At 58.8% G+C, this 26,746-nt stretch carries 23 protein-coding genes and 1 riboswitch; of the genes, 5 read left to right on the top strand and 18 right to left on the bottom strand.

All coding sequences use genetic code 11. The features are described 5' to 3' along the window. Position 1: 1 nt before the first annotated feature. The 7 genes from iolD to QZ862_RS10550 all read right to left on the bottom strand — a co-directional run bounded on the left by iolD (position 2) and on the right by QZ862_RS10550 (position 10,312). A complete protein-coding gene (iolD, locus tag QZ862_RS10580; RefSeq protein ID WP_296099684.1) occupies positions 2-1,825 on the bottom strand; it encodes a 3D-(3,5/4)-trihydroxycyclohexane-1,2-dione acylhydrolase (decyclizing) in 1,824 nt (607 codons plus the stop codon). Next, positions 1,822-3,747, bottom strand: coding sequence for a 5-dehydro-2-deoxygluconokinase (iolC, locus tag QZ862_RS10575; protein ID WP_296099891.1), 1,926 nt, complete (start codon positions 3,745-3,747; stop codon positions 1,822-1,824). Before iolC ends, iolD begins: the two co-directional genes overlap by 4 nt. A 115-nt stretch (positions 3,748-3,862) precedes the next feature. Next, entirely contained in the window at positions 3,863-4,678 is an 816-nt protein-coding gene (locus QZ862_RS10570; protein ID WP_296099683.1) for a MurR/RpiR family transcriptional regulator, read from the bottom strand. A 101-nt stretch (positions 4,679-4,779) separates the two neighbouring features. Next, entirely contained in the window at positions 4,780-6,783 is a 2,004-nt protein-coding gene (locus tag QZ862_RS10565; RefSeq protein ID WP_296099682.1) for an acetyl/propionyl/methylcrotonyl-CoA carboxylase subunit alpha, read from the bottom strand. 11 nt (positions 6,784-6,794) lie between these two features. Then, positions 6,795-8,327 carry an acyl-CoA carboxylase subunit beta gene (locus QZ862_RS10560; RefSeq protein WP_296099681.1) on the bottom strand — a complete coding sequence of 511 codons (1,533 nt, stop codon included), beginning with the start codon at positions 8,325-8,327 and terminating at the stop codon, positions 6,795-6,797. 91 nt (positions 8,328-8,418) lie between these two features. Beyond that, on the bottom strand, positions 8,419-8,856 hold the full coding sequence (locus tag QZ862_RS10555; RefSeq protein WP_296099680.1) for an EamA family transporter: 438 nt from the start codon (positions 8,854-8,856) through the stop codon (positions 8,419-8,421). 121 nt (positions 8,857-8,977) lie between these two features. After that, positions 8,978-10,312, bottom strand: coding sequence for a dicarboxylate/amino acid:cation symporter (locus QZ862_RS10550; RefSeq protein ID WP_296099679.1), 1,335 nt, complete (start codon positions 10,310-10,312; stop codon positions 8,978-8,980). Between the two features lie 257 nt (positions 10,313-10,569). Here QZ862_RS10550 and QZ862_RS10545 point away from each other — a divergent pair, with 257 nt between their 5' ends. Beyond that, positions 10,570-12,390, top strand: a complete 1,821-nt coding sequence (locus QZ862_RS10545) for a sensor histidine kinase (protein WP_296099678.1) — start codon at positions 10,570-10,572, stop codon at positions 12,388-12,390. Position 12,391: 1 nt separating this feature from the next. After that, entirely contained in the window at positions 12,392-13,747 is a 1,356-nt protein-coding gene (locus QZ862_RS10540) for a sigma-54 dependent transcriptional regulator (RefSeq protein ID WP_296099677.1), read from the top strand. A gap of 45 nt (positions 13,748-13,792) precedes the next feature. Here the strand turns inward: QZ862_RS10540 and QZ862_RS10535 are convergent, their stop codons facing one another. The 6 genes from QZ862_RS10535 to QZ862_RS10510 all read right to left on the bottom strand — a co-directional run bounded on the left by QZ862_RS10535 (position 13,793) and on the right by QZ862_RS10510 (position 19,438). Beyond that, positions 13,793-14,275: a BA14K family protein gene (locus QZ862_RS10535; protein WP_296017041.1), complete on the bottom strand. Its 483-nt coding sequence runs from the start codon at positions 14,273-14,275 to the stop codon at positions 13,793-13,795. 210 nt (positions 14,276-14,485) lie between these two features. After that, complete coding sequence (locus QZ862_RS10530) at positions 14,486-15,232, bottom strand: aspartate/glutamate racemase family protein (RefSeq protein ID WP_296099676.1); 747 nt, start codon at positions 15,230-15,232, stop codon at positions 14,486-14,488. A 10-nt stretch (positions 15,233-15,242) separates the two neighbouring features. After that, positions 15,243-16,061 (bottom strand): ABC transporter permease, encoded by an 819-nt coding sequence (locus tag QZ862_RS10525; RefSeq protein ID WP_296099675.1) that lies wholly within the window; start codon positions 16,059-16,061, stop codon positions 15,243-15,245. 3 nt (positions 16,062-16,064) lie between these two features. Then, a complete protein-coding gene (locus tag QZ862_RS10520; protein ID WP_296099673.1) occupies positions 16,065-16,976 on the bottom strand; it encodes an ABC transporter permease in 912 nt (303 codons plus the stop codon). Positions 16,977-17,037: 61 nt separating this feature from the next. Continuing rightward, positions 17,038-18,327 carry a PotD/PotF family extracellular solute-binding protein gene (locus QZ862_RS10515; protein ID WP_296099667.1) on the bottom strand — a complete coding sequence of 430 codons (1,290 nt, stop codon included), beginning with the start codon at positions 18,325-18,327 and terminating at the stop codon, positions 17,038-17,040. A gap of 31 nt (positions 18,328-18,358) precedes the next feature. Next, a complete protein-coding gene (locus QZ862_RS10510) occupies positions 18,359-19,438 on the bottom strand; it encodes an ABC transporter ATP-binding protein (RefSeq protein ID WP_296099665.1) in 1,080 nt (359 codons plus the stop codon). 263 nt (positions 19,439-19,701) lie between these two features. On the opposite strand from QZ862_RS10510, the gene QZ862_RS10505 reads away from it, so the two are divergent. Then, entirely contained in the window at positions 19,702-20,412 is a 711-nt protein-coding gene (locus QZ862_RS10505; protein ID WP_296099663.1) for a GntR family transcriptional regulator, read from the top strand. 51 nt (positions 20,413-20,463) lie between these two features. On the opposite strand, the gene QZ862_RS10500 is transcribed toward QZ862_RS10505, so the two are convergent. Then, positions 20,464-21,720: a D-amino acid dehydrogenase gene (locus tag QZ862_RS10500; protein WP_296099661.1), complete on the bottom strand. Its 1,257-nt coding sequence runs from the start codon at positions 21,718-21,720 to the stop codon at positions 20,464-20,466. A gap of 7 nt (positions 21,721-21,727) precedes the next feature. Then, positions 21,728-22,894: an alanine racemase gene (gene alr, locus QZ862_RS10495; protein WP_296099659.1), complete on the bottom strand. Its 1,167-nt coding sequence runs from the start codon at positions 22,892-22,894 to the stop codon at positions 21,728-21,730. Positions 22,895-23,020: 126 nt separating this feature from the next. Here alr and QZ862_RS10490 point away from each other — a divergent pair, with 126 nt between their 5' ends. Next, complete coding sequence (locus QZ862_RS10490) at positions 23,021-23,497, top strand: Lrp/AsnC family transcriptional regulator (RefSeq protein ID WP_296017081.1); 477 nt, start codon at positions 23,021-23,023, stop codon at positions 23,495-23,497. A gap of 13 nt (positions 23,498-23,510) precedes the next feature. On the opposite strand, the gene thiD is transcribed toward QZ862_RS10490, so the two are convergent. From thiD to QZ862_RS10475, 3 genes are read right to left on the bottom strand one after another with little or no spacing between them, the layout of a single operon-like run. After that, entirely contained in the window at positions 23,511-24,311 is an 801-nt protein-coding gene (gene thiD, locus QZ862_RS10485) for a bifunctional hydroxymethylpyrimidine kinase/phosphomethylpyrimidine kinase (RefSeq protein ID WP_296099657.1), read from the bottom strand. Further along, entirely contained in the window at positions 24,308-24,967 is a 660-nt protein-coding gene (thiE, locus tag QZ862_RS10480) for a thiamine phosphate synthase (protein ID WP_296099654.1), read from the bottom strand. The genes thiD and thiE overlap by 4 nt, the downstream gene beginning before the upstream one ends. Further along, positions 24,954-25,694 (bottom strand): hydroxyethylthiazole kinase, encoded by a 741-nt coding sequence (locus QZ862_RS10475; protein ID WP_296099652.1) that lies wholly within the window; start codon positions 25,692-25,694, stop codon positions 24,954-24,956. Before QZ862_RS10475 ends, thiE begins: the two co-directional genes overlap by 14 nt. 67 nt (positions 25,695-25,761) lie before the next feature. Beyond that, positions 25,762-25,864, bottom strand: a riboswitch (TPP riboswitch). Positions 25,865-26,064: 200 nt separating this feature from the next. On the opposite strand from QZ862_RS10475, the gene QZ862_RS10470 reads away from it, so the two are divergent. Next, the gene (locus tag QZ862_RS10470) at positions 26,065-26,730 is read left to right on the top strand and encodes a CHASE3 domain-containing protein (protein WP_296099650.1); all 666 of its coding nucleotides are present in this window, start codon (positions 26,065-26,067) and stop codon (positions 26,728-26,730) included. Positions 26,731-26,746: the final 16 nt, after the last annotated feature.

Below are 26,746 nucleotides of genomic sequence, written 5' to 3'. Positions count from 1 at the left end.
ATCAACGTCTTTCTTTCAGTGCGGATTCATAGGCTGCACGAGCCTGTTTGACTTCATTGCGTTCAGAGACTTCCGGCACGGCGACATCCCACCAGTAGCCCCCGGCATTCGGTGTCGGATAGGGGTCGGTATCAATGACGATCACGGTCGGAACATCCGCGCTGCGCGCCGCATCGAGCGCCGTTTCGAGTTCGGCGATGGTCGAGACCTTGTGCGCATCCGCGCCCATGCTGGCTGCATGCGCGGTGAAATCGATGGCGATCGGGTTCTTCTGGTTGGTGTGGGCGTACAGATTGTTGAACTCCGCCCCGCCGGTTCCCATCTGCAGCCGGTTGATGCAGCCATAGCCGCGATTGTCGGTGATGACGACAGTGATCTTCACGCCCATGGCAACGGCAGTGGCAAGCTCCGAATTCATCATCATGTAGGAGCCATCGCCCACCATGACGATCACGTCGCGCTCGGGCTCTGCCATCTTGATGCCGAGGCCACCGGCAATCTCGTAGCCCATGCAGGAGAAGCCATATTCCATGTGGTAGGAAAGCGGCAGCTTCGCCTTCCACAACTGGTGCAGCTCTCCAGGCATGGTGCCTGCGGCACACATGACGACGGTATTGTCGCGCGAAGCGCGCTGTACCGCGCCGATCGCCTGCATGTCCGTGGGCAGGCTGTTGGCCTCCTTCGGTGCCGCGGTCACGGCGTCGGCCTTGGCGAACCAGTCCTGTTTCAGGCTGGCATCCGGTTCGGCATAACGATGGCTTCCCAAGGCTTCGGTCAGTTTTTCAAGGCCGACTTTCGCATCGGCCGTCAGGCTCATGGCATCGTGCTTGGCGCTGTCATAAGGCTGCACGTTGAGCGCCAGAAGTTTGCGCGCCGGGTTCTTGAACAGCGCCCAGGAGCCGGTGGTGAAATCCTGAAAACGGGTTCCGACACCGAAGACGAGATCGGCCTTTTCTGCAATCGCATTGGCGCTCGATGCACCCGTCACACCAGCGGGACCGAAATTCATCTCGTGATCCCAGGCCAGCGCGGATTTGCCTGCCTGAGTCTCGATGACGGGTATGGAGTGGCGCTCGGCGAAGCTCTTCAGCGTTTCGGTCGCGCCGGAAAAATGCACGCCGCCGCCTGCGACGATGATCGGGTGCTTCGCGGCTTTGAGGGCTGCGATCGCCTCTTCGAGCTCCGCTTTGTCGGGCTCGGGGCGGCGCTGGCGCCAGACCTTTTTGTCGAAGAAGGTTTCCGGGTAATCATAGGCTTCCGCCTGCACATCCTGGCAGAAAGAGAGTGTTACAGGACCGCAATCGGCGGGGTCAGTCATGGTGCGGAAGGCGCGGGGCAGGGCCGTCAGAAGCTGTTCGGGGCGCATGATGCGGTCGAAATAGCGGCTGACCGGCTTGAAGCAGTCATTGGCAGAGACCGTACCGTCGTTGAAGTCTTCGATCTGCTGCAGCACCGGATCGGGACCGCGATTGGCAAACACGTCACCGGGGATCAGAAGCACGGGCAGGCGGTTCACATGCGCAAGGGCGGCAGCCGTTACCATGTTCAGTGCGCCGGGACCGATGGAGGACGTCACCGCCATCGTCCGGCGGCGGCCAAGTTGCTTGGTGTAGGCAATCGCCGCATGCGCCATGGATTGCTCGTTCTGGCCGCGATAGGTCGGCAGTTCCTCGCGGATGCCGTAAAGCGCCTCGCCCATGCCAGCCACGTTACCGTGGCCGAAGATCGCCCAAACGCCGGCGATGTAAGGCTCGCCATCCTCATTCATTTGGGCTGCCAGGTAACGCACAAGCGCCTGTGCCGCCGTCAATCGTACCGTCTTCACGCTGCCTCTCCCTTTACATGCGCGGCGCGCGCCTTGTCCCAAATCCGGCAAAGCGCATCATAACGGGCTGCCATGTCGGCAACCGCATCCTCGTCACTCACCTTGCCCGCAAGCCAGTTACGCGCGGCCTCGGCAAAGATCGTGCGACCCACGGCAAATCCCTTCACCAGATCGAAACCTGCCGCCAGCCTGAAACTCTCCTCCAACTCGCTCTGCGGTGCCTCCAGGCCGAGAACCACGATACCACGAACGTAAGGGTCATGATGCTTCACCGCATCGGTCGCCTGACGCCATGCTTCCACGCTCTTCAAAGGCTCAAGCTTCCACCAGTCTGGATAGACGCCGATCTCGTAGAAGCGGTCTATAATGCGGGCCGTCGTGTTATCATCGATCGGCGCCACCTTGGAGGGGATCACCTCCAGCAGAAATTCCAGCCGGTTGCGGCGCGCAGCGGTGAAGAGACGCGAGACCGTCTCTTCCTGTTCGGCGCGCATCGCGGTGTCATCGTCCGGATGATAGAAGCACAGCACCTTGACCACGTGTTCGGCGGGCCATTCACTCAGTCCGCCGCAATCCGGCCCAAGATCCGGCTCCAGCGTCAGCGGGCGCGAGCCCGGCCATTCTGCGGGACGACCGATCCACAGGCCCGAACCTGCCGCCTGATAAAGCGCGTCGCGGCCAAGCCGTCCGTCGCAGAGAATGCCGTAACCAGCCTCCCCACCGGCAACCTGATGGGCGGCTTTCAGGCAAAGTTCCTTGAAAGAGCCGATCTTCTTGTCGTCGACGCCGACGTCCCTTGCGATGGCCTCCAGCTGCATGCGGTGGTCGAAGGCAAAGACGCGCATCGTGCTCCAGTCGCCCTTGCGATTGGTCGCCCAATGCACCTGTTCCAGCGCGTCGTCCTTGCGCAACGCCTTGTTGCGAATGCCGGTGCGGAAGAAATATTGCAGCTCCTCCCAGCTTGGGTAGGCTGGGGTGCAGCCATGGCGCGATACGGCAAAGGCGCCGCAGGCATTGGCGTATTTGAGCGTCGTTGGCCAGTCTTCGCCACGCAGCCATCCACGGAACAGCCCCGCCATGAAGCCATCGCCGGCACCCAGCACATTGAAGACTTCGATAGGGAAGCCTTCGCCGCTTTCGCCATCATCGAGACTGTCTGGAATGGCGCCTGGAAATACCACTGCGCCCATCGGGCCGCGCTTGCAGACCAGCGTTGCGTTTGAGACTGCCCGGACGGCGCGCAGCGCTTCCAGCGTATCGGTGGAGCCGCCGGCGATGTGAAACTCTTCCTCGGTACCGACGATCAGGTCGAACAGATTGAGGGCGGATTGCAGCTTCTGCGTGACCTTGGCTGATTCCACAAAACGGCTTTCACCGTCACCATGGCCAGCCACACCCCAGAGGTTCGGGCGGTAGTCGATATCGAGCGCCGTCTTAGCGCCGCTTTCTCTCGCCAGGCGTAACGCCTTCAAAACAGCTGCTTCGGTGCGGGGATGGGAAAGATGCGTGCCGGTGGCGCAAACACAGCCCGCTTCGCCAATAAAGGCCGGATCGATGTCGTCTTCGCTTAGCGCCATGTCAGCGCAATTCTCGCGATAAAAGATCAAGGGAAATTGCTGTTGATCGCGGATGCCAAGAATGACGAGCGCCGTCAGACGCTCCATGTCCGTCTGTACGCCGCGAATATCGACGCCCTCGCGCACAAGCTGTTCCCGAATGAAACGCCCCATATGTTCGTCACCGACGCGGGTGATGACGGCACTCTTCAGACCAAGCCGTGCAGCGCCTGCCGCGATATTGGTGGGCGAGCCACCGATATACTTGTTGAAGGACGACATGTCCTCCAGACGTCCGCCAATCTGCGCGCCGTAAAGATCGACCGACGAGCGGCCAATCGTGATGAGATCGAGTGTCTTCACGATCTGTCTCCTCCGCGCCGTGATGCGCTACAAAGGACGGAACTGGACGCCCGTCGCTCTTCTCCCTAATTCATATTTGGATCATAAATTCTATTTTTTCTATTTTCAACACGAATATTCAATTTTGTCTGTGTGTTCCCACACCCACTGCAAGCGCAATCGCAATGCAGAGGGTCGCCGACAGAGAACGGAATGCACCGAAGTCGACCTCTGATACCGTCAGTACTGTGGCATCGAATTGTCGCAACGGATTGACGGCCGTATCGGTGATCGCCACGACCGGAATCTTTCGGGCACGGCTGGAGGAAACGATCTCCATCGTCTCAGCCGAATAGGGCGCAAAGGTGATGGCGAGAACCACATCGCCCTGACGGATCGCATTGGCGCTTTGCAACTGGCCGACGGAGGCGTGCAGCATGGACGGCACCTGCATCTTCTCGAAAGCGTAGGCGAGATAGCTTGCGACCGGGAAGGAGCGGCGCAAGCCGACGATATGGATCATCTGCGCGTCGGCCAGCACGTGGATTGCTGCCTCGAAAGCGGACTGATCGACGGTTTTCAGCAGGTTTTCCAGCGATGCACGCCCGGCTTCGACAAATTCTGCCAGAAGCCGTCCACCACTGTCTTCGCCCTTGTCGCGCAAGTTGGTGAGCCGGGTATCGTAATCCGGCCAACGGCCGGAATAGCTTTCCTTGAACAATCGCTGCATTTCAGAGAAGCCGGAAAAGCCTAGGATCTGGCAGAAGCGCATGAAGGCGGACGGCTGGACTCCCGCCGCTTCCGCCATTTCAGCCACGGTGGAAACGGCGATCCGGTCGGTATTGGCTGCGACATAATCCGCGCACTGCCGCAATCTCTTCGGCAGTTTCGGCGCAACCTCGACGAGTCTTTCCTCAAACTCCTTCACCGTTGCCGGTGCGGCAAGATCCTGCATTTCGTTTCACTCCCCCACAAATGAAATCGTCTCTCCTGGATTGGAATATCTATTCCAGAAAAGGCAGGGCAGGGAAGCGGAATCTCAGGTGGACATCCTCGTCAATCGAATTGCAGGATCACCTCATCGACGGCAAGACTGTCACCAGCCTTCACGCAAACCTTGGCAACACGGCCCTTGCGCTCGGCGCGAAGAATGTTCTCCATCTTCATCGCCTCTACGGTTGCCAGCGCCTGTCCGGCCTCGACCTCATCCCCCTCCGCGACCGAGATCGAGGTAATGACGCCCGGCATGGGGCAAAGCAGCATCTGCGATGTATCCGGCGGCAGCTTTTCCGGCATGAGACGTGAAAGTTCGGCGACGCGAGGGCTGCGAACTTGGGCAACGATGTCCACACCATGCCAACGCAATCGGATGGAGGATGGCGAAAGATCGATCTTTACCGCCAGAACCGTATCGCCCAGCCGGAAAATGCCAAGGCTGCGGCCCGGCAGCCAGTCTGTTTCGACAGCCAGCCTCTCGCCGCCCTCGACTTGAGTCACGGTATGATCGCTCTCAAGATCAACGGAAATCCGGTGCTCGGTTTTACCGAGTTGAACCACCCAGTCCTTGCCGACAATGCGGCGATGGTTGCCGATGGTGCCGGAGATTTGCGCTGCGCGGCTCTGCACCTGATGGTGAATGACCGCAGCAATCGCCGCCAGTCGTTCAGCGGCTTGCGTCTGCGGCTCCACTCCGGAAAAACCGTCTGGAAATTCCTCGGCGATAAAGCCCGTGGTCAGATTGCCGGAACGGAAACGAGGATGCTGCATGACCGCCGAGAGGAAAGGCAGGTTGTGCCCGATGCCCTCGACCTCGAAGCGATCCAGCGCCTCGCCCATGGCATCGATAGCGGAGAGCCGTGTCTCGCCCCAACTGCAGAGCTTGGCGATCATCGGATCGTAATACATCGAGATTTCGCCGCCTTCGAAGACGCCGGTATCGTTGCGAAGGATCGTGCCATTCTCCTGATGGCCCTCTTCCGGGGGACGGTAACGGGTCAATCGACCGATGGAGGGCAGGAAGTTGCGATACGGGTCTTCCGCATAAAGCCGGCTCTCGATGGCCCAGCCATTGAGCTTGATGTCCGGTTGGGAGAGAGCCAGTTTTTCGCCCGCTGCCACCCGGATCATCTGCTCCACGAGATCGATGCCGGTCACAAGTTCGGTGACGGGGTGCTCCACCTGAAGCCGGGTGTTCATTTCCAGGAAGTAGAAGTTGCGGTCGCCGTCGACGATGAATTCCACCGTGCCAGCGGAGAAATAACCAACCGCCTTGGCAAGCGCGACAGCCTGCTTGCCCATCGCCTTGCGCGTTGCCTCATCGAGGAACGGAGACGGCGCTTCCTCGATCACCTTTTGGTTTCGGCGTTGAATGGAGCATTCCCGCTCGCCGAGATAGAGCACCGTGCCGTGCTGGTCACCGAGAACCTGGATTTCGATGTGACGCGGCTGTGTGACGAATTTTTCGATGAAAATCCGGTCGTCACCGAAAGATGCTTTTGCTTCGTTGCGTGATGACTGAAAACCCTCGCGTGCCTCGCTATCGTTCCAGGCAATGCGCATGCCCTTGCCGCCGCCACCCGCCGATGCCTTGATCATAACCGGGTAGCCGATCTCGGATGCGATGCGGACTGCTTCATCGGCAGTCTCGATCAAACCCATATGGCCTGGAACGGTGGAGACACCTGCCTCGGCGGCAAGCTTCTTGGAGGTGATCTTGTCGCCCATCGCTTCGATGGCTTTGACCGGCGGGCCGATGAAGGCAACACCTTCCTTTTCCAGAGCCGCTGCGAAAGCCGGATTCTCAGAGAGGAAGCCATAGCCCGGATGCACCGCGTCAGCGCCCGTTTTGCGAATGGCCTCGAGGATCTTGTTGATCACGATATAGGACTGGTTGGAGGGTGCCGGGCCGATATGCACCGCTTCGTCGGCCTCGCGCACATGCAGCGCATTGGCATCCGCATCGGAATACACCGCGACCGTTGCGATGCCCATCTTCTTTGCAGTGCGAATGACGCGGCAGGCGATTTCGCCACGATTGGCGATGAGGATTTTCTTGAACATAGGCTTCATCCTCACAATGGAATCGTATCGTGTTTTTTCCAATGCGTCGTCACCTGCTTGTTGCGCAGGGACGCAAAGGCGCGGGCAATCCGGCGTCGCGAGGAATGCGGCATGATCACTTCATCGATGAAGCCGCGTTCGGCAGCAACGAACGGAGTGGCGAAACGCTCTTCATATTCGCGCGTCCGTTCCGAGATCTTGTCGGGGTCCGACAGTTCGGAGCGGTAGAGAATTTCAGCCGCACCTTTGGCGCCCATCACGGCAATCTCCGCCGTTGGCCAGGCATAGTTAATATCGGCGCCGATATGTTTCGACGCCATGACATCGTAGGCACCCCCATAGGCCTTGCGGGTAATCAGCGTCACCATCGGCACCGTTGCTTCGGAATAAGCGAAGAGCAGCTTGGCGCCGTGCTTGATGACGCCGCCATATTCCTGCGCGACACCCGGCAGGAAGCCCGGCACATCCACCAGCGTCAGGATCGGAATGTTGAAGGCGTCGCAGAAGCGCACGAACTTTGCCGCCTTGCGGGAGCTGTCGATATCCAGACAACCGGCCAGCACCATGGGCTGGTTGGCGACGACGCCAACGGTCTCCCCTTCAAGGCGGATGAAGCCGGTGATGATGTTTCTGGCAAAGGCCTCCTGCAACTCGAAGAAATCGCCTTCGTCCGCAATCGCGTGGATCAGCTCCTTCATGTCATAGGGCTTGTTGGAACTGTCCGGGATCAGGGTATCGAGCTTCGCCTCAAGGCGGGCCGGATCGTCATGGAACGGTCGGGTCGGCGGCTTCTCCCGGTTATTGGTGGGGAGAAAATCGAACAGCGCACGCACCGCTTCCAGTGCCTCGATGTCGTTCTCATAGGCGCCATCGGCAACGGAGGACTTTTTCGTATGGGTGGTGGCACCACCCAGCTCCTCGGCGGTGACGATCTCATTGGTCACGGTCTTCACCACGTCCGGACCGGTGACGAACATGTAGGAGGTATCGCGCACCATGAAGATGAAGTCGGTCATGGCGGGCGAATAGACCGCACCGCCCGCGCAAGGTCCCATGATGACGGAGATCTGCGGCACCACGCCGGAGACTTCCGCGTTGCGACGGAAAACTTCCGCATAGCCCGCAAGCGACGAGACGCCTTCCTGGATGCGTGCACCGCCGGAATCGTTGAGGCCGATCACCGGGGCACCGACGCGCACTGCCATATCCATGATCTTGCAGATTTTTTGTGCGTGGGTTTCCGACAAGGAGCCGCCAAGCACGGTGAAATCCTGGCTGAACACATAGACCTGCCGCCCGTTGATCGTGCCCCAGCCGGTCACGACGCCATCGCCGGCCACCTTCTGATCCGCCATGCCGAAATCCACCGCCCGGTGGGTCACATACATGTCGTATTCTTCGAAGGAGCCTTCATCCAGCAGCACGTCGAGGCGCTCGCGGGCAGTCAACTTGCCTTTGGCGTGCTGCGTATCGACGCGTTTTTGCCCGCCGCCAAGACGAGCTTCGGCGCGGCGGCTTTCCAGTTCTTTAAGGACTGAACGCATGAGACCTCCCTGTCGCATTTGCCGACAAGTCTTAAAGCCTTATTCGATAAATGGAAATGCCGCCTTGGTCGCAGATGAAACGTCCAGTCGGCTAGCCCCGATAGGCGACAAGAACCGCTCCGCAGGCGATCAGGATCACACCGAGCCAGTTCGGAAGAGAAAGCCGTTCGCCGAGAAAGAGGACCGCAAACACTGCGACAAAGACGACGCTGAGCTTGTCGATCGGCGCAACACGCGCCGCATCGCCAATCTTCAGCGCACGGAAATAGCAGATCCAGGATGCGCCGGTTGCAAGCCCCGAGAGAATAAGGAAAAGCCACGTGCGTGGCGTGACCGTCGCCGGGCTCTGCCAGTTCCCGGTGACGTAGACCATCAAGCCTGCAGCCAGAAGAATGACGATGGTTCGGATGAAGGTGGCGAAATCGGAGTTGACGTTTTCGATGCCGATCTTGGCGAAGATGGCGGTCAGCGCGGCGAAAGCGGCCGAAAGAAGAGCCCAGACTTGCCAGGAGAGAAACAGGTTTTTCATCATCAAGCACCGTTGAGGAGAGGAGTGGTATTCATCCTTACCAAGCCGGGGCCCGAAAAGAAGAGGCCCGCCTCGAATGATCGAAGCGGGCCTCTGTGTGGATTGCCTTTAACGGCGTTTCTTACTCTGCCGGAACCCCAAGCGCGGTTGGATCGTCAACGACTTTGGGCTCGTCGCCTCTCAACGCCGCGGCCAGTTGCTCCTGATCCAGCTCGCCTTCCCAGCGTGCCACAACGATGGTTGCGACGGCATTGCCGACGAAGTTGGTCAGCGCGCGGCACTCCGACATGAAACGGTCGATGCCGAGGATCAGCGCCATGCCGGCGACCGGCACGGACGGTACGACCGAGAGCGTGGCAGCCAGCGTAATGAAGCCCGCACCGGTGATGCCTGCAGCGCCCTTGGAGCTCAACATAGCAACGAGCAATAGCAGAACCTGCTCACCGAAGGACAGGTGGATACCGGTTGCCTGTGCGATGAAGAGGGCAGCGAGCGTCATGTAGATGTTCGTGCCATCAAGGTTGAAGGAGTAGCCGGTCGGAATGACGAGACCGACGACAGAACGCTTGCAACCTGCCTTTTCCATCTTGCTCATCAGGCCAGGAAGTGCGGCTTCCGAAGAGGATGTGCCGAGAACGAGCAGCAGCTCTTCCTTGATGTAGCGGATCAGCGCCAGGATGGAGAAGCCGTTATAGCGGCAGACAGCACCCAGAATGACGAGCACGAAGATGAGCGACGTCAGGTAGAAGGTGCCGATCAGCATGGCGAGGTTGGTGACCGATGCAATGCCATATTTACCGATGGTAAACGCCATGGCGCCAAACGCGCCGATCGGGGCGGCCTTCATCAGGATCGCGACCAGCTTGAAGATCGGATACATCAGGGCGTGCATGAAATCGACGACTGGCTTACCACGCTCTCCGACGACGCCAAGCGAAATGCCGAACAGGACGGAGAAGAACAGAACCTGAAGAATATCGCCCTCTGCGAAAGCGCCGACGATCGTCGTCGGGATGATGTTCATCAGGAAGCCGGTAATGGACTGCTCATGCGCCTTGGCGGCATAGGTGGCAACGGCCTTGCCGTCCAGCGTGGACGGATCGATATTCATGCCAGCACCCGGCTGAACGACGTTGGCAACGATCATGCCGACGATGAGCGCCAGCGTGGAAAAGGTCAGGAAGTAGATCATCGCCTTGCCAGCAACGCGACCGACCTTCTTCATGTCGTTCATGCCGGCGATGCCGGTTGCGACTGTGAGGAAGATCACGGGTGCGATGATCATCTTGACCAGACGGATGAAGCCATCACCGAGCGGCTTCAGCTGTTCGCCAATAGCCGGGTAAAAGTGACCGAGTGCGATACCTGCGGCGATAGCGACGATGACCTGGAAATAAAGGTGCCGGTAAAACGGCAGTTTGGCGTGGCTTTCAGCCACAGCTGTGCTGTCAATCATTGTAGTTCCTCCTCAGCTTAACCCTGCCCTGACGGCCTCCCGGGTTTGCCTTTAAGTTTCGCCCGGCCCTCTGCCGTTCGAAACTACATGAGCAAATAGCGTGCCAGTTTGCTTGAGTGCGGATAAGGTATTGTTATAAATCATCTTTATTTTCCGAGGATGCCGGAACTCTTTTTGAGTGTGCATTTTCCCGCTCGCCATCTCTTGTCTTTTGTGTGGAATTCCGCACAGTGAAGTCATGGTATTTCGAGCGATCAATGTCAGTATTCGTCAATAGCACCCGCTTCCGCTGGATGGCCTTCGCACTGATGTGGCTCATCATCGCCTTTGGCGCGTTTGTCGCGGCCGATAAGCTCGGTCGTGTCCAGGCCACCAAGCGGTTGATTGCCGATGCCACCACCGACGCTGAATTGAAAACGGCGTTGCTGAACGTGGCCCTGGAGCGCCCGCGCGTTTTGCCGCTCGTGCTTTCCCGCGACCGAGATATCACCGAGGCGCTCGAAAATGGCGGCGCTGCCATCCAGCGGCTGGATGAAAAGCTGGAAGGACTGATCGAGGGCACGCAGGCCTCGGTCATCTATGTGACGGATGCGAGCGGCGTCACAATAGCATCCAGCAACTGGCGCACCTCGGAGAGCTTCGTCGGCTCCAATTATGCCTTCCGTGACTATTTCCGACGGGCGATGGATGCCGGCATGGCGGAGCATTACGCGCTCGGCAATGTCAGCCGCCGGCCGGGGCTCTATATATCAAGGCGGGTCGATGGCGCAGATGGAAAGCCGCTCGGCGTCGTCATCGCCAAGGTTGAATTCAACCGACTTGAGAGCGACTGGAACATTGGCGGGCGTCCCGTCTATATCGTCGATTCCAACGGCGTGGTGCTGATGACCAGCATTCCCGAATGGCGGTTCAAGACTGTGGCCTCGATCGATGAAGACAAACGGCGGATGATTTCCGCCAGTCTTCAGTTCGGCGAGGAGGCGCTTTCTCCGATGCCGGTGCGACTTCGCTCGCAACTCGGTCCGGATGTGGCGCTGGTGGAGGTGAACTCTCCGCCCACGCTGAAGGGCGAGTATCTTCGTCTCGAACTTCCCGTTCCGACGACCAGATGGTCATTGCACTATCTTCAGCCCGTCACGCCGACAACGAATGCCGCAATCCGCGAAAGCCGGACCGTGGCTCTTGCCGCACTCATGCCCCTTTTTGCCCTCTCGGCAATCTGGCTTCGGCGCCGGTTAAAGGCGGAGCAGGCGCAGGCCGCTGCAGAACGGGACCGTGCAGAACTGGAACGCCGTGTTCAAGAGCGGACCGTCGATCTGACCATGGCGCGCGACAAACTTCAGGCAGAAATTCTGCGCCATGAACAGACGGGCAAGGAACTGCAAAGCGTTCAGCATGATCTGGTCAAGGCTAACCGGCTCTCGATCCTTGGACAGGTGGCCGCGGGCGTCGCGCATGAGATCAATCAGCCTGTGGCGACCATTCGCGCCTATGCCGACAATGCGCGGGTGCTTTTGAAACGGAAGCGTAGTGAGGAGGCAGATGAGAACCTGGAAAACATCGCGAGCCTGACAGAGCGTATCGGCGTCATCACCAGCGATCTCAAAATCCTCGCGCGCAAGGGAAGGACCGCGGCGGAACCTGTCAGCATTCGTCTGGTTGTCGAAGGCGCTGTGATCTTGCTGCGAAGCCGCTTCTCCGGCCGCATGGATATTCTCGATCTTGATCTGCCCGATGAAGGCGTCAAGGTTATGGGAAGCCGCATTCGGCTGGAGCAGATCGTCATCAATCTCTTGCAGAACGCGCTCGAAGCCGTCGAGGAGAAAAATGATGGACGCGTTGATGTGAGGGTCGAGGAGGAAAAGGATGATGTGGTGCTGAAGGTTCGCGACAACGGGCCAGGCATCGCGGCGCCTATTCTTGAACAGCTCTTCTCGCCCTTCAACACCTCGAAGGAAGGCGGCCTCGGCCTTGGTCTCGTTATCTCCAGCGACATCGCGTCGGATTATGGCGGACGGATCGAGGTCGATACCGGCAAAAGTGGCACGTGTTTTTCAGTTTATTTGAAGCGGACATGACATGACGGTGATGGGAACAGTCTATCTGGTGGATGATGACTCGCAGCTTCGCAAGGCGATGCGGCAGACGCTGGAACTCGAAGGCATGACGGTCATGCCCTTCCCCAAAGCAGAACTCGCACTTGACGCTCTGGACGAAAACTTCGACGGCGTGATCGTGACAGACGTGCGCATGCCCGGCATGGATGGCTTGCAGTTTTTCGAACATGTCCGGAAGATCGATGCGGATTTGCCCGTTATCCTGATTACCGGCCACGGCGATGTGCCGATGGCGGTCAGCGCGCTTCAGAATGGCGCTTATGATTTTATCTCCAAGCCCTTTCCCGCCGAGCGCATGGTGGAAAGCGTGCGCCGCGCACTGGAAAAGCGCAAGCTGGTGATGGAGAACCGAGCGCTGAAGCGGGCGGCTGAGCACTCGATCGATGACATGCCGCTCATTGGCCAGACCCCGGCCATGGAGCGGCTTCGCAACACGTTGCGCCACATCGCCGATACGGATGTGGATGTTTTGGTGGCGGGCGAAACCGGAAGCGGCAAGGAAGTGGTTGCTACGGCGCTTCACCGCTGGAGCAAGAAGCGGTCACAGGGAAACTTCGTCGCGCTGAACTGCGGCGCCTTGCCGGAGACTGTGATCGAAAGCGAGTTGTTCGGCCATGAGGTAGGTGCATTCACCGGCGCGCAGAAGAAACGTATCGGTCGCATCGAATATTCCAGCGGCGGCACGCTGTTCCTCGACGAGATCGAAAGCATGCCGCCTGCTCTCCAAGTGAAGATGCTGCGCGTGCTGGAAATGCGCGAGGTTTCCCCGGTCGGCTCGAACGAGGAACGTTCCGTCGACATCCGAGTCGTGGCCGCAGCCAAGGTGGATCTGGGTGATGCCGAGCAGCGCAAGGATTTTCGCGAGGATCTCTATTACCGTTTGAATGTGGTGACGCTGTCTATCCCGCCACTGCGCGAACGCCGAGCGGACATACCGCTCCTCTTCTCCCATTTCGTCAGCAAGGCCTCCAGCCGCTTCGGCATTCCTGTGCCGCAGATCAGCGCCTCCGTTTCTCGCCATCTGAACGAACATCAATGGCCCGGCAATGTGCGTGAACTCGGCCATTTTGCCGAGCGTGTGGTCCTTGGTCTCGAGGGCGGTCAGGCAGCTGCCTCTACGCCTTTGCCGCGAGATGATGTAACGGCGACGCTCGGCGAACGGATGGATCGCCAGGAAGCGGATATTATTCGGGAGACTCTGGAGAAGCATCAAGGCGATGTGGCCGAGACCATTGCGGCGCTCGGAATTGCGCGCAAGACCTTTTACGACAAGCTACAGCGCCATAACATAAACCGCTCGGATTACGTCCCCAGGTGAGGGCACTCCGAGCGGCTTAACTGTTCGAAATCAAGACTGTAGCGGTTATCCCGCTACGCAGAAGTGGCTGTTGCCATCGTTGCCGATATAGGTCCCGCTGTTCGGGTTGAAGCTGCGGTAACGCTGTGAGCAATAGTTATACCAGGACTGCGACCACGGCTCGATTGTGCGATAAACCTGACGCTGTCTGTAAACAGGCTGAGGCTCGTAAACCGGTTGGGCACGGTAGACCGGGCGCGGTGCGGGACGATACTCGCGATAATCCGGATCGTCGTAGCTGTAGCTCGGCTGATAGGTCTGGTAACGACGAACCGGAGGCGGCTCGACATAGACCGGCTCTTCCTCATAACGCGGCTGCGACATGGCAGAGCCGACGGCTACACCTGCGGCAAGACCAAGAACGCCACCGATGATGGCGGCATCGCGATTTCTGTGACGCCAGTCGCCGGCAGATGCCGTATTCAAGGGTGCCAGAACGGTTGCAGAGACCGCAAGCGCCAGAAGAGATTTAGCTGCAATCGAAGCCATGTTCATTTTCCACCAAAACGGCGGTTACCCGCCAGTTGTTATCTGATGGTTAAGAAAATAGCGTCAGCAGGCTGAACGGGTGCTGAATGAATTGTGGCAGGACCGAGACGTTTGAATCATAGCTCCAGACCGCAAAATCTGCTTCTGCAGGCACTATCCGCAAATTCCAATAGGCAGAGCGCGACTGTGCCCAAAAGGATCGACAGCGCTTCAGCCTGCCGCCATCTGGGCAGGCGAAAACGCCTCCATCAATCCAAGATAGCGCTTTTCGACAGGGGCCGCATAGGCTCCGCGCTTTGCCGTGGTTAGCTTGAGAGAGATCAGCGTCTCGGCGTGTTTAATCGCCGCCGACACGCCATCGATGACAGGAACGCCAAACTCGTGCGAAAGCTCCGCCGCCAGTTCCGCCATGCCGGCGCAACCTAAAACGATGGCTTCCGCCTTGTCCTCATTGAGGGCAGATGAGATCTGGGCACGTAGCCGCGGCAGGGCATCCGAAGTCGGGTCTTCCAATGAAAGAACCGGAATGTCAGCCGCACGCACCTTTGCCCGCGCCGCCATGCCATAGCGATGCACGAGATGTTCGAGCGGCAGGCGGGAGCGCTCCATGGTGGTGACGACCGTGAAACGTTGGGCGATAAAGGCCGCGGTTGCGACGGCTGCCTCACAGATGCCGATGATGGGAATGGTCGCAAGCGCGCGTGCCGCATCGAGCCCCGTATCGTCGAAGCAGGCAATCACCGCTGCCTGCGCGCCATTCTTCTCGGCCTTGGCAATCTCCAGCAGAAGGCCGGGAATGGCAAAGACCTCGTCGTAATAGCCCTCGATCGAGACCGGCCCCATCGAAGAGGTCACGGCTATGACCTCTGTCGAGGCAGAGGCTACGGCTTTTGCCGCCGCCTCGATCGTTCGGGTCATCGACTGGGTAGTGTTGGGATTGACGACGAGAATGCGCATGATCTGAGGTTCAGCCTTTCAGACGACGACGGTTCATGGCGACGATGATGCCGAGCGTGGCGCCAATGACGATAAGAGAGAAGAAGGTGGTGACGGCGCCGAGCGCATAGAGGACCGGCGTGGTCACGTTGGTAGTCATGCCATAAATCTCGAGCGGCAGGGTGTTGTAGGTGCCAGAGGTCATCAGGGTTCTGGCAAACTCATCATAGGACAGTGTGAAGCCGAACAGGCCAACGCCGATCAGACTTGGCGCGATCATCGGCAGGACGACATTGCTGAAGGTCTGCCACGAGCTTGCGCCCAAGTCGCGTGCTGCCTCCTCATAGGATGGCGAGAAGCGGTTGAAGACTGCGAACATGATGAGGACGCCGAAAGGAAGGGTCCAGGTCAGATGCGCCCCGAAGGCGGAGGTGTTCCATGCGGGCTCTAAGCCGAGCTGTTGGAAGAGCACGCCGATGCCGAGCGAGATGATGATGGAGGGCACTACGAGGCTTGCGACGGCAAGATAGAAAAGCGGCGTAGCGCCGATGAATTTGCGGCGGAAGGCAAGACCGGCCAGAAGCGAGACCAGAACCGTCACGATCATCACCATCACGCCCAGCATGAAGGAACGGCGGAAAGAGCCGCCGAAGTCGCCCACCGCCTGCTGCTCGAAGAGATTGGCGAACCAGTGCAGCGACACACCATTCAGCGGGAAGGTCAGGCCGCCATTCGGTCCCTGGAAGGCGAGGATCAGGATCGCCGAAAGCGGGCCATAAAGAAACAGCACGAAGAGGGAAAAGAAGATGGCTAGGATGTAGAATTCGCGACCGCGTGTTTCCGAATGCATGGATCAGAGCTCCTTACGGATATCGACGACCCGCAGGATGCCTGCGACCATCAGGAGAACGAGGGTGAGAAGCACGACCGCGTTTGCGGCGGCCGCCGGATATTGCAACAGAGACATCTGGTTCTTCATCATAAGGGCGACCGAGGCGCTCTGCCCGCCGGACATGACCTGCACGGTGGAGAAATCCGCCATAACCAGCGTCACGACAAAAATGGTGCCAATCGCCATGCCAGGCTTTGCCAGGGGAATGATGACGTTCCACAGCACTTGCCAGCTGGACGCGCCCGCATCACGCGCGGCTTCCACCAGCGACTTGTCGATGCGCATCAATGTGTTGAAGATCGGCGTCACCATGAAGAGCGTGTAGAGATGCACCATGGCCAGCACCACGGCAAAATCGGAATAGAGCAGCCATTCGATGGGTGCGGGAACAATGCCCATATTGACCAGCGCGCTGTTCACCAACCCGTTGCGCCCCAGTACCGGAATCCACGAAATCATGCGGATGATGTTGGAGGTCAGGAAGGGGACGGTGCAGATGAGGAAAAGCACCATCTGCATGGTGGTGGTGCGGATATGGAAGGCGAGAAAATAGGCGACCCAGAAGCCGAGAAACAGCGTGATGGCCCAGACGATGAACGCGTATTTCAGTGTGTTGAGGTATGTCTGCCAGGTCACCCATGAACCGAGCGTTTCGGTATAGTTGAAGGTGACAAAATCCGGATACATCTGGGCGAAGTCGTAATCCCAGAAGCTGACGACCGCGATCATCAGGATCGGCAGAAGCAGGAAGAAGCCCAGGATCAGCGCCAAAGGTGCGGCCTGGATACAGGAGATCAGCCCTGGCGGCAGGGCAAAGGGCTTGCCCGCTTTCTCTTTCTTTTCGCCAACGCCTATAAATCTGACCGTCGCCATTCCTGGAGCCCTTTGTTGTTGTCGTGACCGGCGGCAGCTAGCCGCCGGTCTCCTTACGTCATCAAGCAGCGATGAACTCGTTCCAGCGGCGGACCATGTAACGGTCCTCGTCCATGACGGAGTTCCAGCATGCGACCTTGCCCATGCGTTCCTCGAAGGAGCCGCCATCGCGCACAGCGCCGGCCTTTTCCATGACCTTGCCGTCTGGAGCGATGATGTCGCCCTGGGCAGGCTTGCCTTCCACCCAGTAACCCCACTCGTCGGCGGTCATGAATTCCTTCGCCGTTTCCATGGCGGCGGAGTAGTAGCCCTGACGGTTGAGGTATGCGCCGACCCAGCCGGATGTGTACCAGTTGATATATTCATAGGCCGCATCGAGCTTGGCGCCGGTGAGGTGCTTGGCAAGGCCAAGACCGCCACCCCAGGAACGATAGCCTTCCTTCAGCGGCTGGTATTTGCAGGCGATGCCCTTGGAGCGAACCGCGGCAACGGCCGGCGACCACATCGACTGGATGACGACTTCGCCGGATGCCATGAGGTTGACGCTCTCGTCGAAGCTCTTCCAGAAGGCGCGGAACTGGCCGTCCTTCTTGGCCTTAATGAGGAAGTCGATCGTCTTGTCGATTTCCGCCTTCGTCATATTGCCCTTGTCGGCATATTTGATGTTGCCCATGGCTTCCATGATCATTGCCGCATCCATGATGCCGATCGACGGAATGTTCAGGATGGACGTCTTGCCCTTGAACTTCGGGTCCATGATATCGGCCCAGGTGGTGATCTCACGGCCCACGAGATCCGGGCGAATGCCGAGCGTGTCGGCATTGTAGATCGTCGGAACCATTGTGAAGTATTCGGTTTCGCTCTTGGCAAACTTCTTGTCGCCGGGCTTTTCGACATAACCCACCGTGTGGGGCGCCGTACCTTGGGCAATGACGCTGTCGGGTGTCAGCTTGCCGGTTTTGAACAGCGGTACGATCTTGTCGTAATATTTCAGCTTCTTGATTTCCATCGGCTGGATCACGCCCGCCGGATAGACCTTTTTCAGGATCCAGTACTCGATATCGGCGATATCGTATGAGTTCGGCTGGGTGACGGCGCGCTGTGCGGCTGCGTCCGAATCCGTTGCCGTCATTTCAAGCGTGATGCCGAGGTCCGCCTTGCACTTTTCGGCAATCGCATTGATGTTGGAAACGCCTGTGCCGAACTGGCGAAGCGTGATCGGGTTTTGCGCCCAGATCGTGGGGAAGCCGGTGATCAGTCCGGAACCGACGGCAGCACCTGTGGCGGCAGCGCCCGCCTTCAGAAGACCGCGTCGGGTCAGACCTTTTTTCGTCTTGTTTGCATCGGTCATGCTAGTTCTCCTCTGGCTGTTTTTGTGGTCGTTATTCTACCCGTCCGAGCACGATGGCATCGGCCGCATTCCAGGAAAGAGGTATGGCATCGCCAACCTTGATCGGATTTTCGAAGAAGACCGCATCGGTCAAAATCACGTTGAATTCGTCGATGCCCGCACCCGTGACGACAAGCTTCACGCTGGCGCCGCGATATTCCACGTTGGACACGATGCCGGTAAAACCGAGGCCTTCTTCGCCTTGGCCGATGCGCACGCGGTCGGTGCGCACGGCAATATCGACGCTGTCATCCGGCGGGACCTTGCCACTGGCCTTGAAGGTGCCGCCGCCGGCCACCTCCAGCGTTACGACTTCTCCATCGACGGACTTCAGACGGCCGGAAATGACATTATGGTCGCCCATGAAGCGGGCGACGAAGGCCGTCGCAGGGCGCTCGAACACCTCGCGCGGCGCTGCGGCCTGCTCGATGCGTCCGTCATTCATGACGACGATGATATCGGCCAGCGCCATGGCCTCTTCCTGGCTATGGGTCACGTGGACGAAGGTGATGCCGAGCGAAGTCTGGAGCTTCTTCAACTCGGCGCGCATGCGGATTTTGAGGAAAGGATCGAGCGCCGAGAGTGGTTCGTCGAGAAGCAGGGCTTCCGGATCGGTGATTAATGCGCGGGCAAGCGCCACGCGCTGCTGCTGGCCACCGGACAGCTGGGCGGGGCGGCGGGTCGCATAGGGCTCCAGCTGCATGAGCTTCAGCATCTCCAGCGCTTTGGCCCGACGAGTCTCCTTGTCGACACCCTTCATCTTCAAGCTGAAGGCGACGTTGTCGATGAGATCGAGATGCGGGAAAAGCGCGTAGGACTGGAACATCATCGCTGTGCCACGTTGTGCCGGCGGCAGATCCGTAACGACCGTATTTCCGAGGCGAACATCGCCGCTGGAGATGGTCTCATGCCCTGCGATCATTCGCAGTGTCGAGGTCTTGCCGCAGCCCGACGGTCCCAGCAGGCAGCAATAGCTGCCGGCGGGAATCTTCAGGCTGATGGCGTGAACGGCGGTGGTGCTTCCATAGACCTTGGTGACGGAGGCGATGTCTATCTCGGCAGCTTTGCTCATGCATGTTCCCCTGCTTGTTGATAAGGAACTTGCATATGCCGTGCCAGTTTTGGTTCGCCGTTGTTAAGCGTTTGAAACTGGACGGGTTTTATTTTAAGTGCCGCTGCTTTGTTCAGGGCATTTTATGTGCATGCACAAAAAAGAAGCTATTGTTGTCAATGAAGCCCAATATTGTATGCAATCTGCTTGGCCGCGATATGGAGTTAGAGTTTTCCAGTCTGCACAGTTTCGCTATAGTCAGAGAGGAAAATCGGGAAACGCCAATGACGCTCTCGGAACTGCAGACTGACATGGAAAACGCGCCGGAGGATCGCGCGCAGGCTATTCGCGATACGTTGAGAGACGCGATTGCGGATAGACGTCTCACCCCGGGCACAAAATTGTCTGAAGCGGAAGTGGGGACACTCTTCAATGTCAGCCGCACTGTCGTGCGTGCGTCCTTGCAGATGCTGGCCTTCGAAGGTCTGGTCAAGACGGAGCGAAACCGAGGTGCTTTCGTTTCCAATCCATCGCCGGATGAAGCCCGCCAAGTCTTCGCCTCGCGCCGTCTGATCGAACAGGGCGTCGTGGCGGCTGTCGTGGAGCGGATCACGCCCGACGCCATCGCAAGTCTGCGTGCTCATCTCGGGCAGGAAACGCGCCATCAACATGAGCGTGGGCCTTCTGCCCGCCGTGCGGAAATCAAGGCGTCCGGCGATTTTCATCTGCTGCTGGCGTCGCTTGCGGGCAATGCCATATTGGAAAAATTCATGGGCGAACTTGTTGCCCGCTCGTCCCTCGTCATCGCGCTTTATGGCCGATCAGGCATTTCGAGTTGCGGTCACGGCGATCATTCAGCCATTCTCGATGCGCTGGAGGCCCGCGATGTCGAGAAGGCCAATCATCTGATGATGCTTCATCTCGATCACATCGAAGCCGATCTCGACCTGCGCATCAAGGATGGTCTGGCGCTGAAAGAAGCGCTTGCGCTGTAACAGACAAAGGCCATGCGCTAAAGTCGCGCACGGCACTGATATGCTGTTCAACTATGCCGCGTAGCGGCTGATACCAAGGTCGGCGGTTTCGATCTCCGGTCTGTTGCCGGACACCAGATCGGCCAGAACTCGGGCCGAGCCACAGGCCATAGTCCATCCAAGCGTGCCGTGGCCGGTATTCAGATAGAGGTTGGCATAGCGCGTCGCGCCGATCACCGGAGTTCCATCCGGTGTCATCGGACGCAATCCGGACCAGAACTTGGCTTGGGACTGATTGCCAGCACCACCGAACAAATCTTCCACCGAATGCGTCAATGTCGCCTGTCGCTTGGCGGGTAGATCCTTGCTGAAGCCAGCGATTTCCGCCATGCCGCCTACGCGGATGCGATCTCCCAGACGCGTGATCGCCACCTTATGCGCCTCATCCATCACGGTGGAGATCGGCGCTTTGGCCTCATCGACGATCGGCACCGTTATCGAATAGCCCTTTACCGGATAGACGGGCAGGTCGATGCCGAGATGCTTTAGGAAATGCGGCGTGTAGCTGCCAAGCGCTCCGACAAACACATCTGCTTCGATCAGGCCCTTACTGGTCTCCACAGCCTTGATGCGGTTGCCCTCGATCACTGGCCGCATGATGCCGGTATCGTAGATGAACTTGACGCCTGCCTGCTCGGCAAGCCTTGCGAGTTCCGAGGTGAACATGAAGCAGTCGCCGGTCTCGTCACCCGGCAGTCGCAGGCCGCCTACAATCTTGTCGCGGGAGGCAGAAAGGCCGGGCTCTGCCGCAACGCAGGCTGCACGGTCGAGGATTTCGTATGGCACACCACCGGCTTTCAAGACCTCGACATCCTTGCCGATGCCATCGAACTGCTTCTGGGTGCGGAAAACTTCCAGTGTACCCTGCATGCGCTGGTCATACTGGATGCCGGTTTCATCGCGAAGCGCTATCAGGCAGTCGCGGCTATACTCGGCAATGCGCACCATACGGCTCTTGTTGACGTTGTAGCGTGCGGCCGTGCAGTTGCTCAGCATCTGGATCATCCAGCGCCATGCGGCAGGATCGGCAGTCGGACGAATGATCAAAGGCGCGTGCTGCATGAAGAGCCATTTCAGCGCCTTCATCGGAATGCCGGGTGCCGCCCAGGGGGAGGAATAGCCAGGCGATACTTCCCCCGCATTGGCAAAGCTGGTTTCCAGCGCGGCCGCCGGCTGCCGGTCGATGACGGTGACGGTGTGTCCGGCCTTGGAAAGATACCAGGCCGATGTGACGCCAATGACGCCTGCTCCGAGAATGGTGATGTTCATGCTGGCCTCACTTGTCTCTGATGATGGTGGAAGAAGCGGCAGCCTGCTTTTCCGGATGAATATAGTGGCGGCGATAGCGCTGGCCGAGCCGCGTCAGGATTTCGTAAGCGATGGTGCCCGCATCCTCGGCAATCGCCTCCAGCGACTGGTTTGGGCCGATGATTTCCACGACGCTTCCATGCGTCAGCGTGCCTTCGGGAAGGGCGGAAATATCGAGCGTAATACTGTCCATCGAGACGCGCCCGGCAATAGGAAGCCGAACGCCACTGAAGTAAGCGGCTCCGCGGCTGCTCAGCGAGCGCGGCAGACCATCCGCATAGCCTGCCGCAATCGTCGCCAGCCGGGTTTCTTGCGTGGTGCGCAGCGACGCGCCGTAACCGACAAAGCTTTCAGTAGGCACAGTGCGCGTCTGCACCACGGCAACGCCGAGGCTGACGACCGGCTTCATAGGGTTGGGATGAGCGGACGACGGCGCTCCGCCATAGAGCGCGATGCCGGGGCGCATCAGCGCATTGTGATAATCCGTGCCGAGGAAGATGCCGCCGGAATTGGCAAAGCAGATCGGCACGCCGGGGAAACGCTCGGTCGCCTTGCGCATGGCCGCAAGCTGCACCGCATTCGCCTCATGGTCCGGCTCGTCGGCGCAGGCCAGATGGCTCATGATGCAGGTGAGATCGATGCCCTTCAAAAGGTCAGGGGTCGCCAGCAGGGTATCCACCTCGTAAGGCGCAAGCCCGAGCCGCGACATGCCGGTATCGATCTGCAGTGCTGCGGGCAAGGTCTTTCCGAGTGCCGCGGCCTGTGCGCTCCATTGTGCGATCTGTTCCAGGCAGTTCAGAACCGGACTGATATTGAGCGCTGCGCAGGATACATCATTGCCGAGCTGAAGGCCGTTGAGAACCAGGATTTTTGCGTCGCTGCCAATGTGCAGGCGAAGGGATAGAGCCTCATCGATATGGGCGACGAAGAAATGACGGCATCCGGCATCGTAAAGCGCCGGTGCGACGATATCGGCACCAAGACCGTAGGCATCAGCCTTCACCACCGCGCTCGTTATCGAATGCGGGGCCTTGCCGGCAAGCGCGAGATAATTGTCGCGAAGCGCTGAAAGATCGATGGTCAGATAGCCGCTTGCGCCACCCTTAGCTTTCTGCGGCTGGAGGGTCATGTCCATTGTCGTTCCCTTTGTCTTATCGCAACAGCGTATTGCAATAATTATTGAATTTAAGCAGTCTGAGTCGAAGAAAATTCGATAAAAATCTCGCTCTCACAATTTTATGCGGTTAATCGGAATGAAATCATGTCTGCACTCGACGCCACCGACCGTCACATCATCCGGCTATTGCGGTTGAACGCCCGCATCAGCAATGCCAAGCTCGCAGCAGAGGTGGGGCTCTCACCCTCCGCCTGCCTGCGCCGCGTCGATATTCTGGAGCGGGAAGGCGTCATTCGTGGCTATACGGCAATCACCGGAAGCGCTGCCGGGGGGGAGGCGATCTCGGTCATCGTCCAGATCACGCTCGACCGGCAGACGGAAGATTTTCTCAATCGCTTCGAAAATGCCGTGCGCCGTTACCCGGAAGTGCGAGAGTGCTACCTGATGACGGGCGGCTCGGATTATTTTCTCCGGGTCGAAGTGGAGACGGCAGGCGATTTCGAGCGCGTCCACAAGGATATACTTTCGAAACTGCCGGGTGTATCGCGTATCCACTCAAGCTTTGCGATCCGCAATGCGCTGGCTGCTCCCAAACCGAGAGCGTCCGATCGCAAGTCCTAGGAATCGGTGCCGGTCAGGCTGGCCACCAGCGGTAAAAATGGTGAACGGGGCCGTGGCCGCTGCCGACATGAAGATCACGGCCTGCGGCGAGTGCGCCTTGAAGGTAGTCTTTCGCAAGGCCAACGGCATCGACAAGTGGCAGGCCAAGTGCGAGATGAGCGGTGATTGCCGCTGCCAGTGTGCAGCCGGTGCCATGGTCGTTCTTCGTTTCGATCCGCGGCATAGCGAACTCCTGAACGGCCTGACCATCGAAGAGAAGATCCACACTCTCTTCCCCGCCACTGTGACCGCCTTTGATCAACACCGCGCGCGCGCCAAGCTTCACGATCATTTCTGCCTGCTTCAACATGGCGTCTCGATCTTTGGCAATAGCGGTGCCGGTGAGCAGCGCTGCCTCGGGAAGGTTCGGCGTGGCAAGCGTCGCCTGCGGCAACAATTCCGTTCGAAGGGTTTCGATTGCGCCTTCCTGAAGCAGCCGGTCTCCCGAAGTCGCCACCATGACCGGGTCGAGAACCACGGGCTGTGGTTGCGCACGAAGCTTTGCCGATATGGTTAGAATCGTATCGATGCGCGATACCATGCCGATCTTGATAGCGTTGATGTCGAGATCGGAGAAGACCGCATCCATCTGTGCGGCAATCATCGTCGCGGAGATGTCTTCAACCGCACTGACACCCCTGGTGTTCTGGGCGGTGATGGCGGTAATGACGCTTGCACCATAGGCGCCAAGCGCCGAAAACGCCTTGAGATCCGCCTGAATGCCGGCGCCTCCGCCGCTGTCGGAGCCAGCGATGGTCAGAGCGATGGCCGTCATGATCGTGCTCCCACTGCGTTATCCACGGCTTTGCGAAAATCGTCCGTGGCGGCGGCGATGTCGACGGCGCGAAACAGACCGGAGATCAATGCGACGCCGTCGGCCCCCGCCGCGATCACGTCTGGTACACGCGCAATCGTAATGCCGGCAATGGCGCCGACGGGCAGATCCGGTCGCTCCCTGCGCAGGAAATCTCTCAGGCGCCCCAGTCCCTCAAGGCCCACGGGGGAATCTGGATTGAGTTTTGACGTGGTTTCGAAGACGCCGCCGATGCAGGCATAGTCTGCGGGGGCTTCGGCGACCTGACGGGCATCTGTCATCGATTTCACAGTGAGGCCAATGATGGCATTCGGACCGAGAAGCCGTCTTGCCGTTGTTGCATCCATATCGTCCGCCCCGAGGTGAACGCCATCCGCACCGCTTGCCAGCGCCACATCCACACGGTCGTTGATCACCAGCGGCACGCCCGTTCCGCGCAGCGTCTCAACGATGGTTACGGCTTGTTCGATCATCTGGCGTGTGGACGACGCCTTGTCACGATACTGAATGATCGTTGCGCCATGTCGTGCCGCCACTGCGGCCAGTTCCGAAAGAGGCGCGACGTCGATGAGAGAGGCATCGACGATGGCATTCAGCCGGTAATCAATCTTCGTCATGTTCGATCCTGGCATGGGAGAGAATATCTTCGCTCGTCAGATTGAACAGCGCGTCCAGAAAGGCGACCTCGAACGAGCCTGGCCCGTTTGCGTGTCTCGCGGCAATCTGCGCGGAAACGCCGGTTATGGTGAGCGCCGATGCCGCCGCCAGCATGACGTCCTCCTCTACGGCCATGAAGGCCGCGATGACGCCACCGGAAAGGCAGCCCGTCCCTGTCACCTTCGCCATCAAGGCGTGACCGTTGACGATCCGAATCTTGCGGTCTGCGTCACTCAAGCGATCGACCGCCCCGGTCTGGATGCGTAACGCGCCGTCAATATCTCCAATGACTGCCATTTCCGCCGCATTACCCCGCACGATGGAGGGAAACAGGCCGCTCAGCTCACGTGCAAAATCCAAACGTGATGGAGAGTAGTCGCAGTGGACCGGATCTATGATCCAGGGCTTGCCGTGGCGATTGGCGATCTCCACGGCCATACGAATGACCTTGCGGCGGGCTGCGTCCAGTGTCCCCAGATTGATCGTCAACGCGTGGGTCTTTACGACGAAGCTTTCGATTTCCTCTTCGGAGGAGGTCATGGAGGGGATACCGCCAATCGCTGTGATGCCGTCCGCAGTGAACTTCTGGACCACCGTATTCATAAGGCAGTGAACACGCGGTCTGTGCTCCCGCACGCGGCTCAGGAGTTGCGCCGCTTGCTCCGCAGTGGGGATATTTGCCTTCAACAGTTCATCTCCAGATACGCATTTTGCGGATCCGGATAAACTGCGCGCATGGAAAGAAAGCTGTGCCTGGCGGCGACCGTTCCGTTCCTACGCCGGTATTAACCGGATCAGGTTCAAGGGTCCGGCTCAGCGCCGTCTCAGCATCGTTCGATGCTCCCCTCGGAATGGATCAAGCTAAATGAGAAAAGCGATGGCGTGTCAAGATTTTTGAGAGAGGCGCGTATGGCTCCTATTCCGATGCTGCCGCTTTGAACTTCGTGATTATTATCGCGTTGAACGATCTGGTAGAATAAGCTGCCACCTGAGTGAACGGTTGGCGTCGGCGTGATATTGAAGAGCTTGGACAGCATGTGCATGGAATATCCGCAAGATGTCTGACTGGTCCTGGGCTTCATTGCGTCAGAAATATCTGACCTTTCCCACACTGCTGCGATCAATCCCGGTGGGTGTCGTCGTTGCGGCCGGTATCCTTGCCACGAGTTGGACCCATGACCTTTTGAGCGACCACTACGATATGGTGGTGCATACCTACGAAGCCATCGATACCACGAAAGATGTGTTGATTGCGCTCGACGACGCCGAAACGGGGCAAAGGGGATATCTTGTCAGTGGCGACAAGCGCTACCTTGCCCCGTACGAAAAGGCGATGGAGCGCCTCCACTTGCTCCAAAATCAATTGATGACACGCATATCTGACAATTCCGGGCAGGTCGCCCGCGTCAAAGCGATGGATAATCTGATCGAGAAGAAGCTTGAGGAGCTCAAGCATTCCATATCGCTCTACGACGACGTGGGCGCCGATGCCGCCCGTACCAATGAGATCGGCTATATGGCAGTCGGTACGATGGATCGTATTCGAGACATCATCGGCGAAATCACCGTTACGGAGCATACGCTGCTGGACACGCGTCATGCCGAAGTCGAGGCAGACGAGTTCCGCATTCGGGTGGTGGCGATCATCGTGGGCCTGGCGTCTTTTCTGACGCGCGCGGTGGTCGAAATGTATCTTGCGCGGCGATATTCGAAAGCGCCGTAACGCGCACACGCTCGCG

This window comes from uncultured Agrobacterium sp. (assembly GCA_913777615.1).
GTDB lineage: Bacteria > Pseudomonadota > Alphaproteobacteria > Rhizobiales > Rhizobiaceae > Agrobacterium.
Note: the sequence above shows the minus strand (reverse complement) of the source record. Positions and strands in the feature narration are given on the sequence as shown.

Bases quoted from the DNA above. Each gene is read 5' to 3' on its own strand.
- QZ862_RS10540 (WP_296099677.1), top strand. From the start codon at position 12,392: ATGACGGTGATGGGAACAGTCTATCTGGTGGATGATGACTCGCAGCTT.
- QZ862_RS10555 (WP_296099680.1), bottom strand. From the start codon at position 8,856: ATGAAAAACCTGTTTCTCTCCTGGCAAGTCTGGGCTCTTCTTTCGGCC.
- QZ862_RS10570 (WP_296099683.1), bottom strand. From the start codon at position 4,678: ATGCAGGATCTTGCCGCACCGGCAACGGTGAAGGAGTTTGAGGAAAGA.
- QZ862_RS10490 (WP_296017081.1), top strand. From the start codon at position 23,021: ATGTCTGCACTCGACGCCACCGACCGTCACATCATCCGGCTATTGCGG.
- QZ862_RS10500 (WP_296099661.1), bottom strand. From the start codon at position 21,720: ATGAACATCACCATTCTCGGAGCAGGCGTCATTGGCGTCACATCGGCC.
- thiE (WP_296099654.1), bottom strand. From the start codon at position 24,967: ATGACGAAGATTGATTACCGGCTGAATGCCATCGTCGATGCCTCTCTC.
- QZ862_RS10550 (WP_296099679.1), bottom strand. From the start codon at position 10,312: ATGATTGACAGCACAGCTGTGGCTGAAAGCCACGCCAAACTGCCGTTT.
- QZ862_RS10545 (WP_296099678.1), top strand. From the start codon at position 10,570: ATGTCAGTATTCGTCAATAGCACCCGCTTCCGCTGGATGGCCTTCGCA.
- QZ862_RS10530 (WP_296099676.1), bottom strand. From the start codon at position 15,232: ATGCGCATTCTCGTCGTCAATCCCAACACTACCCAGTCGATGACCCGA.
- QZ862_RS10505 (WP_296099663.1), top strand. From the start codon at position 19,702: ATGACGCTCTCGGAACTGCAGACTGACATGGAAAACGCGCCGGAGGAT.
- QZ862_RS10510 (WP_296099665.1), bottom strand. From the start codon at position 19,438: ATGAGCAAAGCTGCCGAGATAGACATCGCCTCCGTCACCAAGGTCTAT.
- QZ862_RS10565 (WP_296099682.1), bottom strand. From the start codon at position 6,783: ATGTTCAAGAAAATCCTCATCGCCAATCGTGGCGAAATCGCCTGCCGC.
- QZ862_RS10520 (WP_296099673.1), bottom strand. From the start codon at position 16,976: ATGGCGACGGTCAGATTTATAGGCGTTGGCGAAAAGAAAGAGAAAGCG.
- alr (WP_296099659.1), bottom strand. From the start codon at position 22,894: ATGGACATGACCCTCCAGCCGCAGAAAGCTAAGGGTGGCGCAAGCGGC.
- QZ862_RS10560 (WP_296099681.1), bottom strand. From the start codon at position 8,327: ATGCGTTCAGTCCTTAAAGAACTGGAAAGCCGCCGCGCCGAAGCTCGT.
- QZ862_RS10515 (WP_296099667.1), bottom strand. From the start codon at position 18,327: ATGACCGATGCAAACAAGACGAAAAAAGGTCTGACCCGACGCGGTCTT.
- QZ862_RS10535 (WP_296017041.1), bottom strand. From the start codon at position 14,275: ATGGCTTCGATTGCAGCTAAATCTCTTCTGGCGCTTGCGGTCTCTGCA.
- QZ862_RS10525 (WP_296099675.1), bottom strand. From the start codon at position 16,061: ATGCATTCGGAAACACGCGGTCGCGAATTCTACATCCTAGCCATCTTC.
- thiD (WP_296099657.1), bottom strand. From the start codon at position 24,311: ATGACGGCCATCGCTCTGACCATCGCTGGCTCCGACAGCGGCGGAGGC.
- QZ862_RS10470 (WP_296099650.1), top strand. From the start codon at position 26,065: ATGTCTGACTGGTCCTGGGCTTCATTGCGTCAGAAATATCTGACCTTT.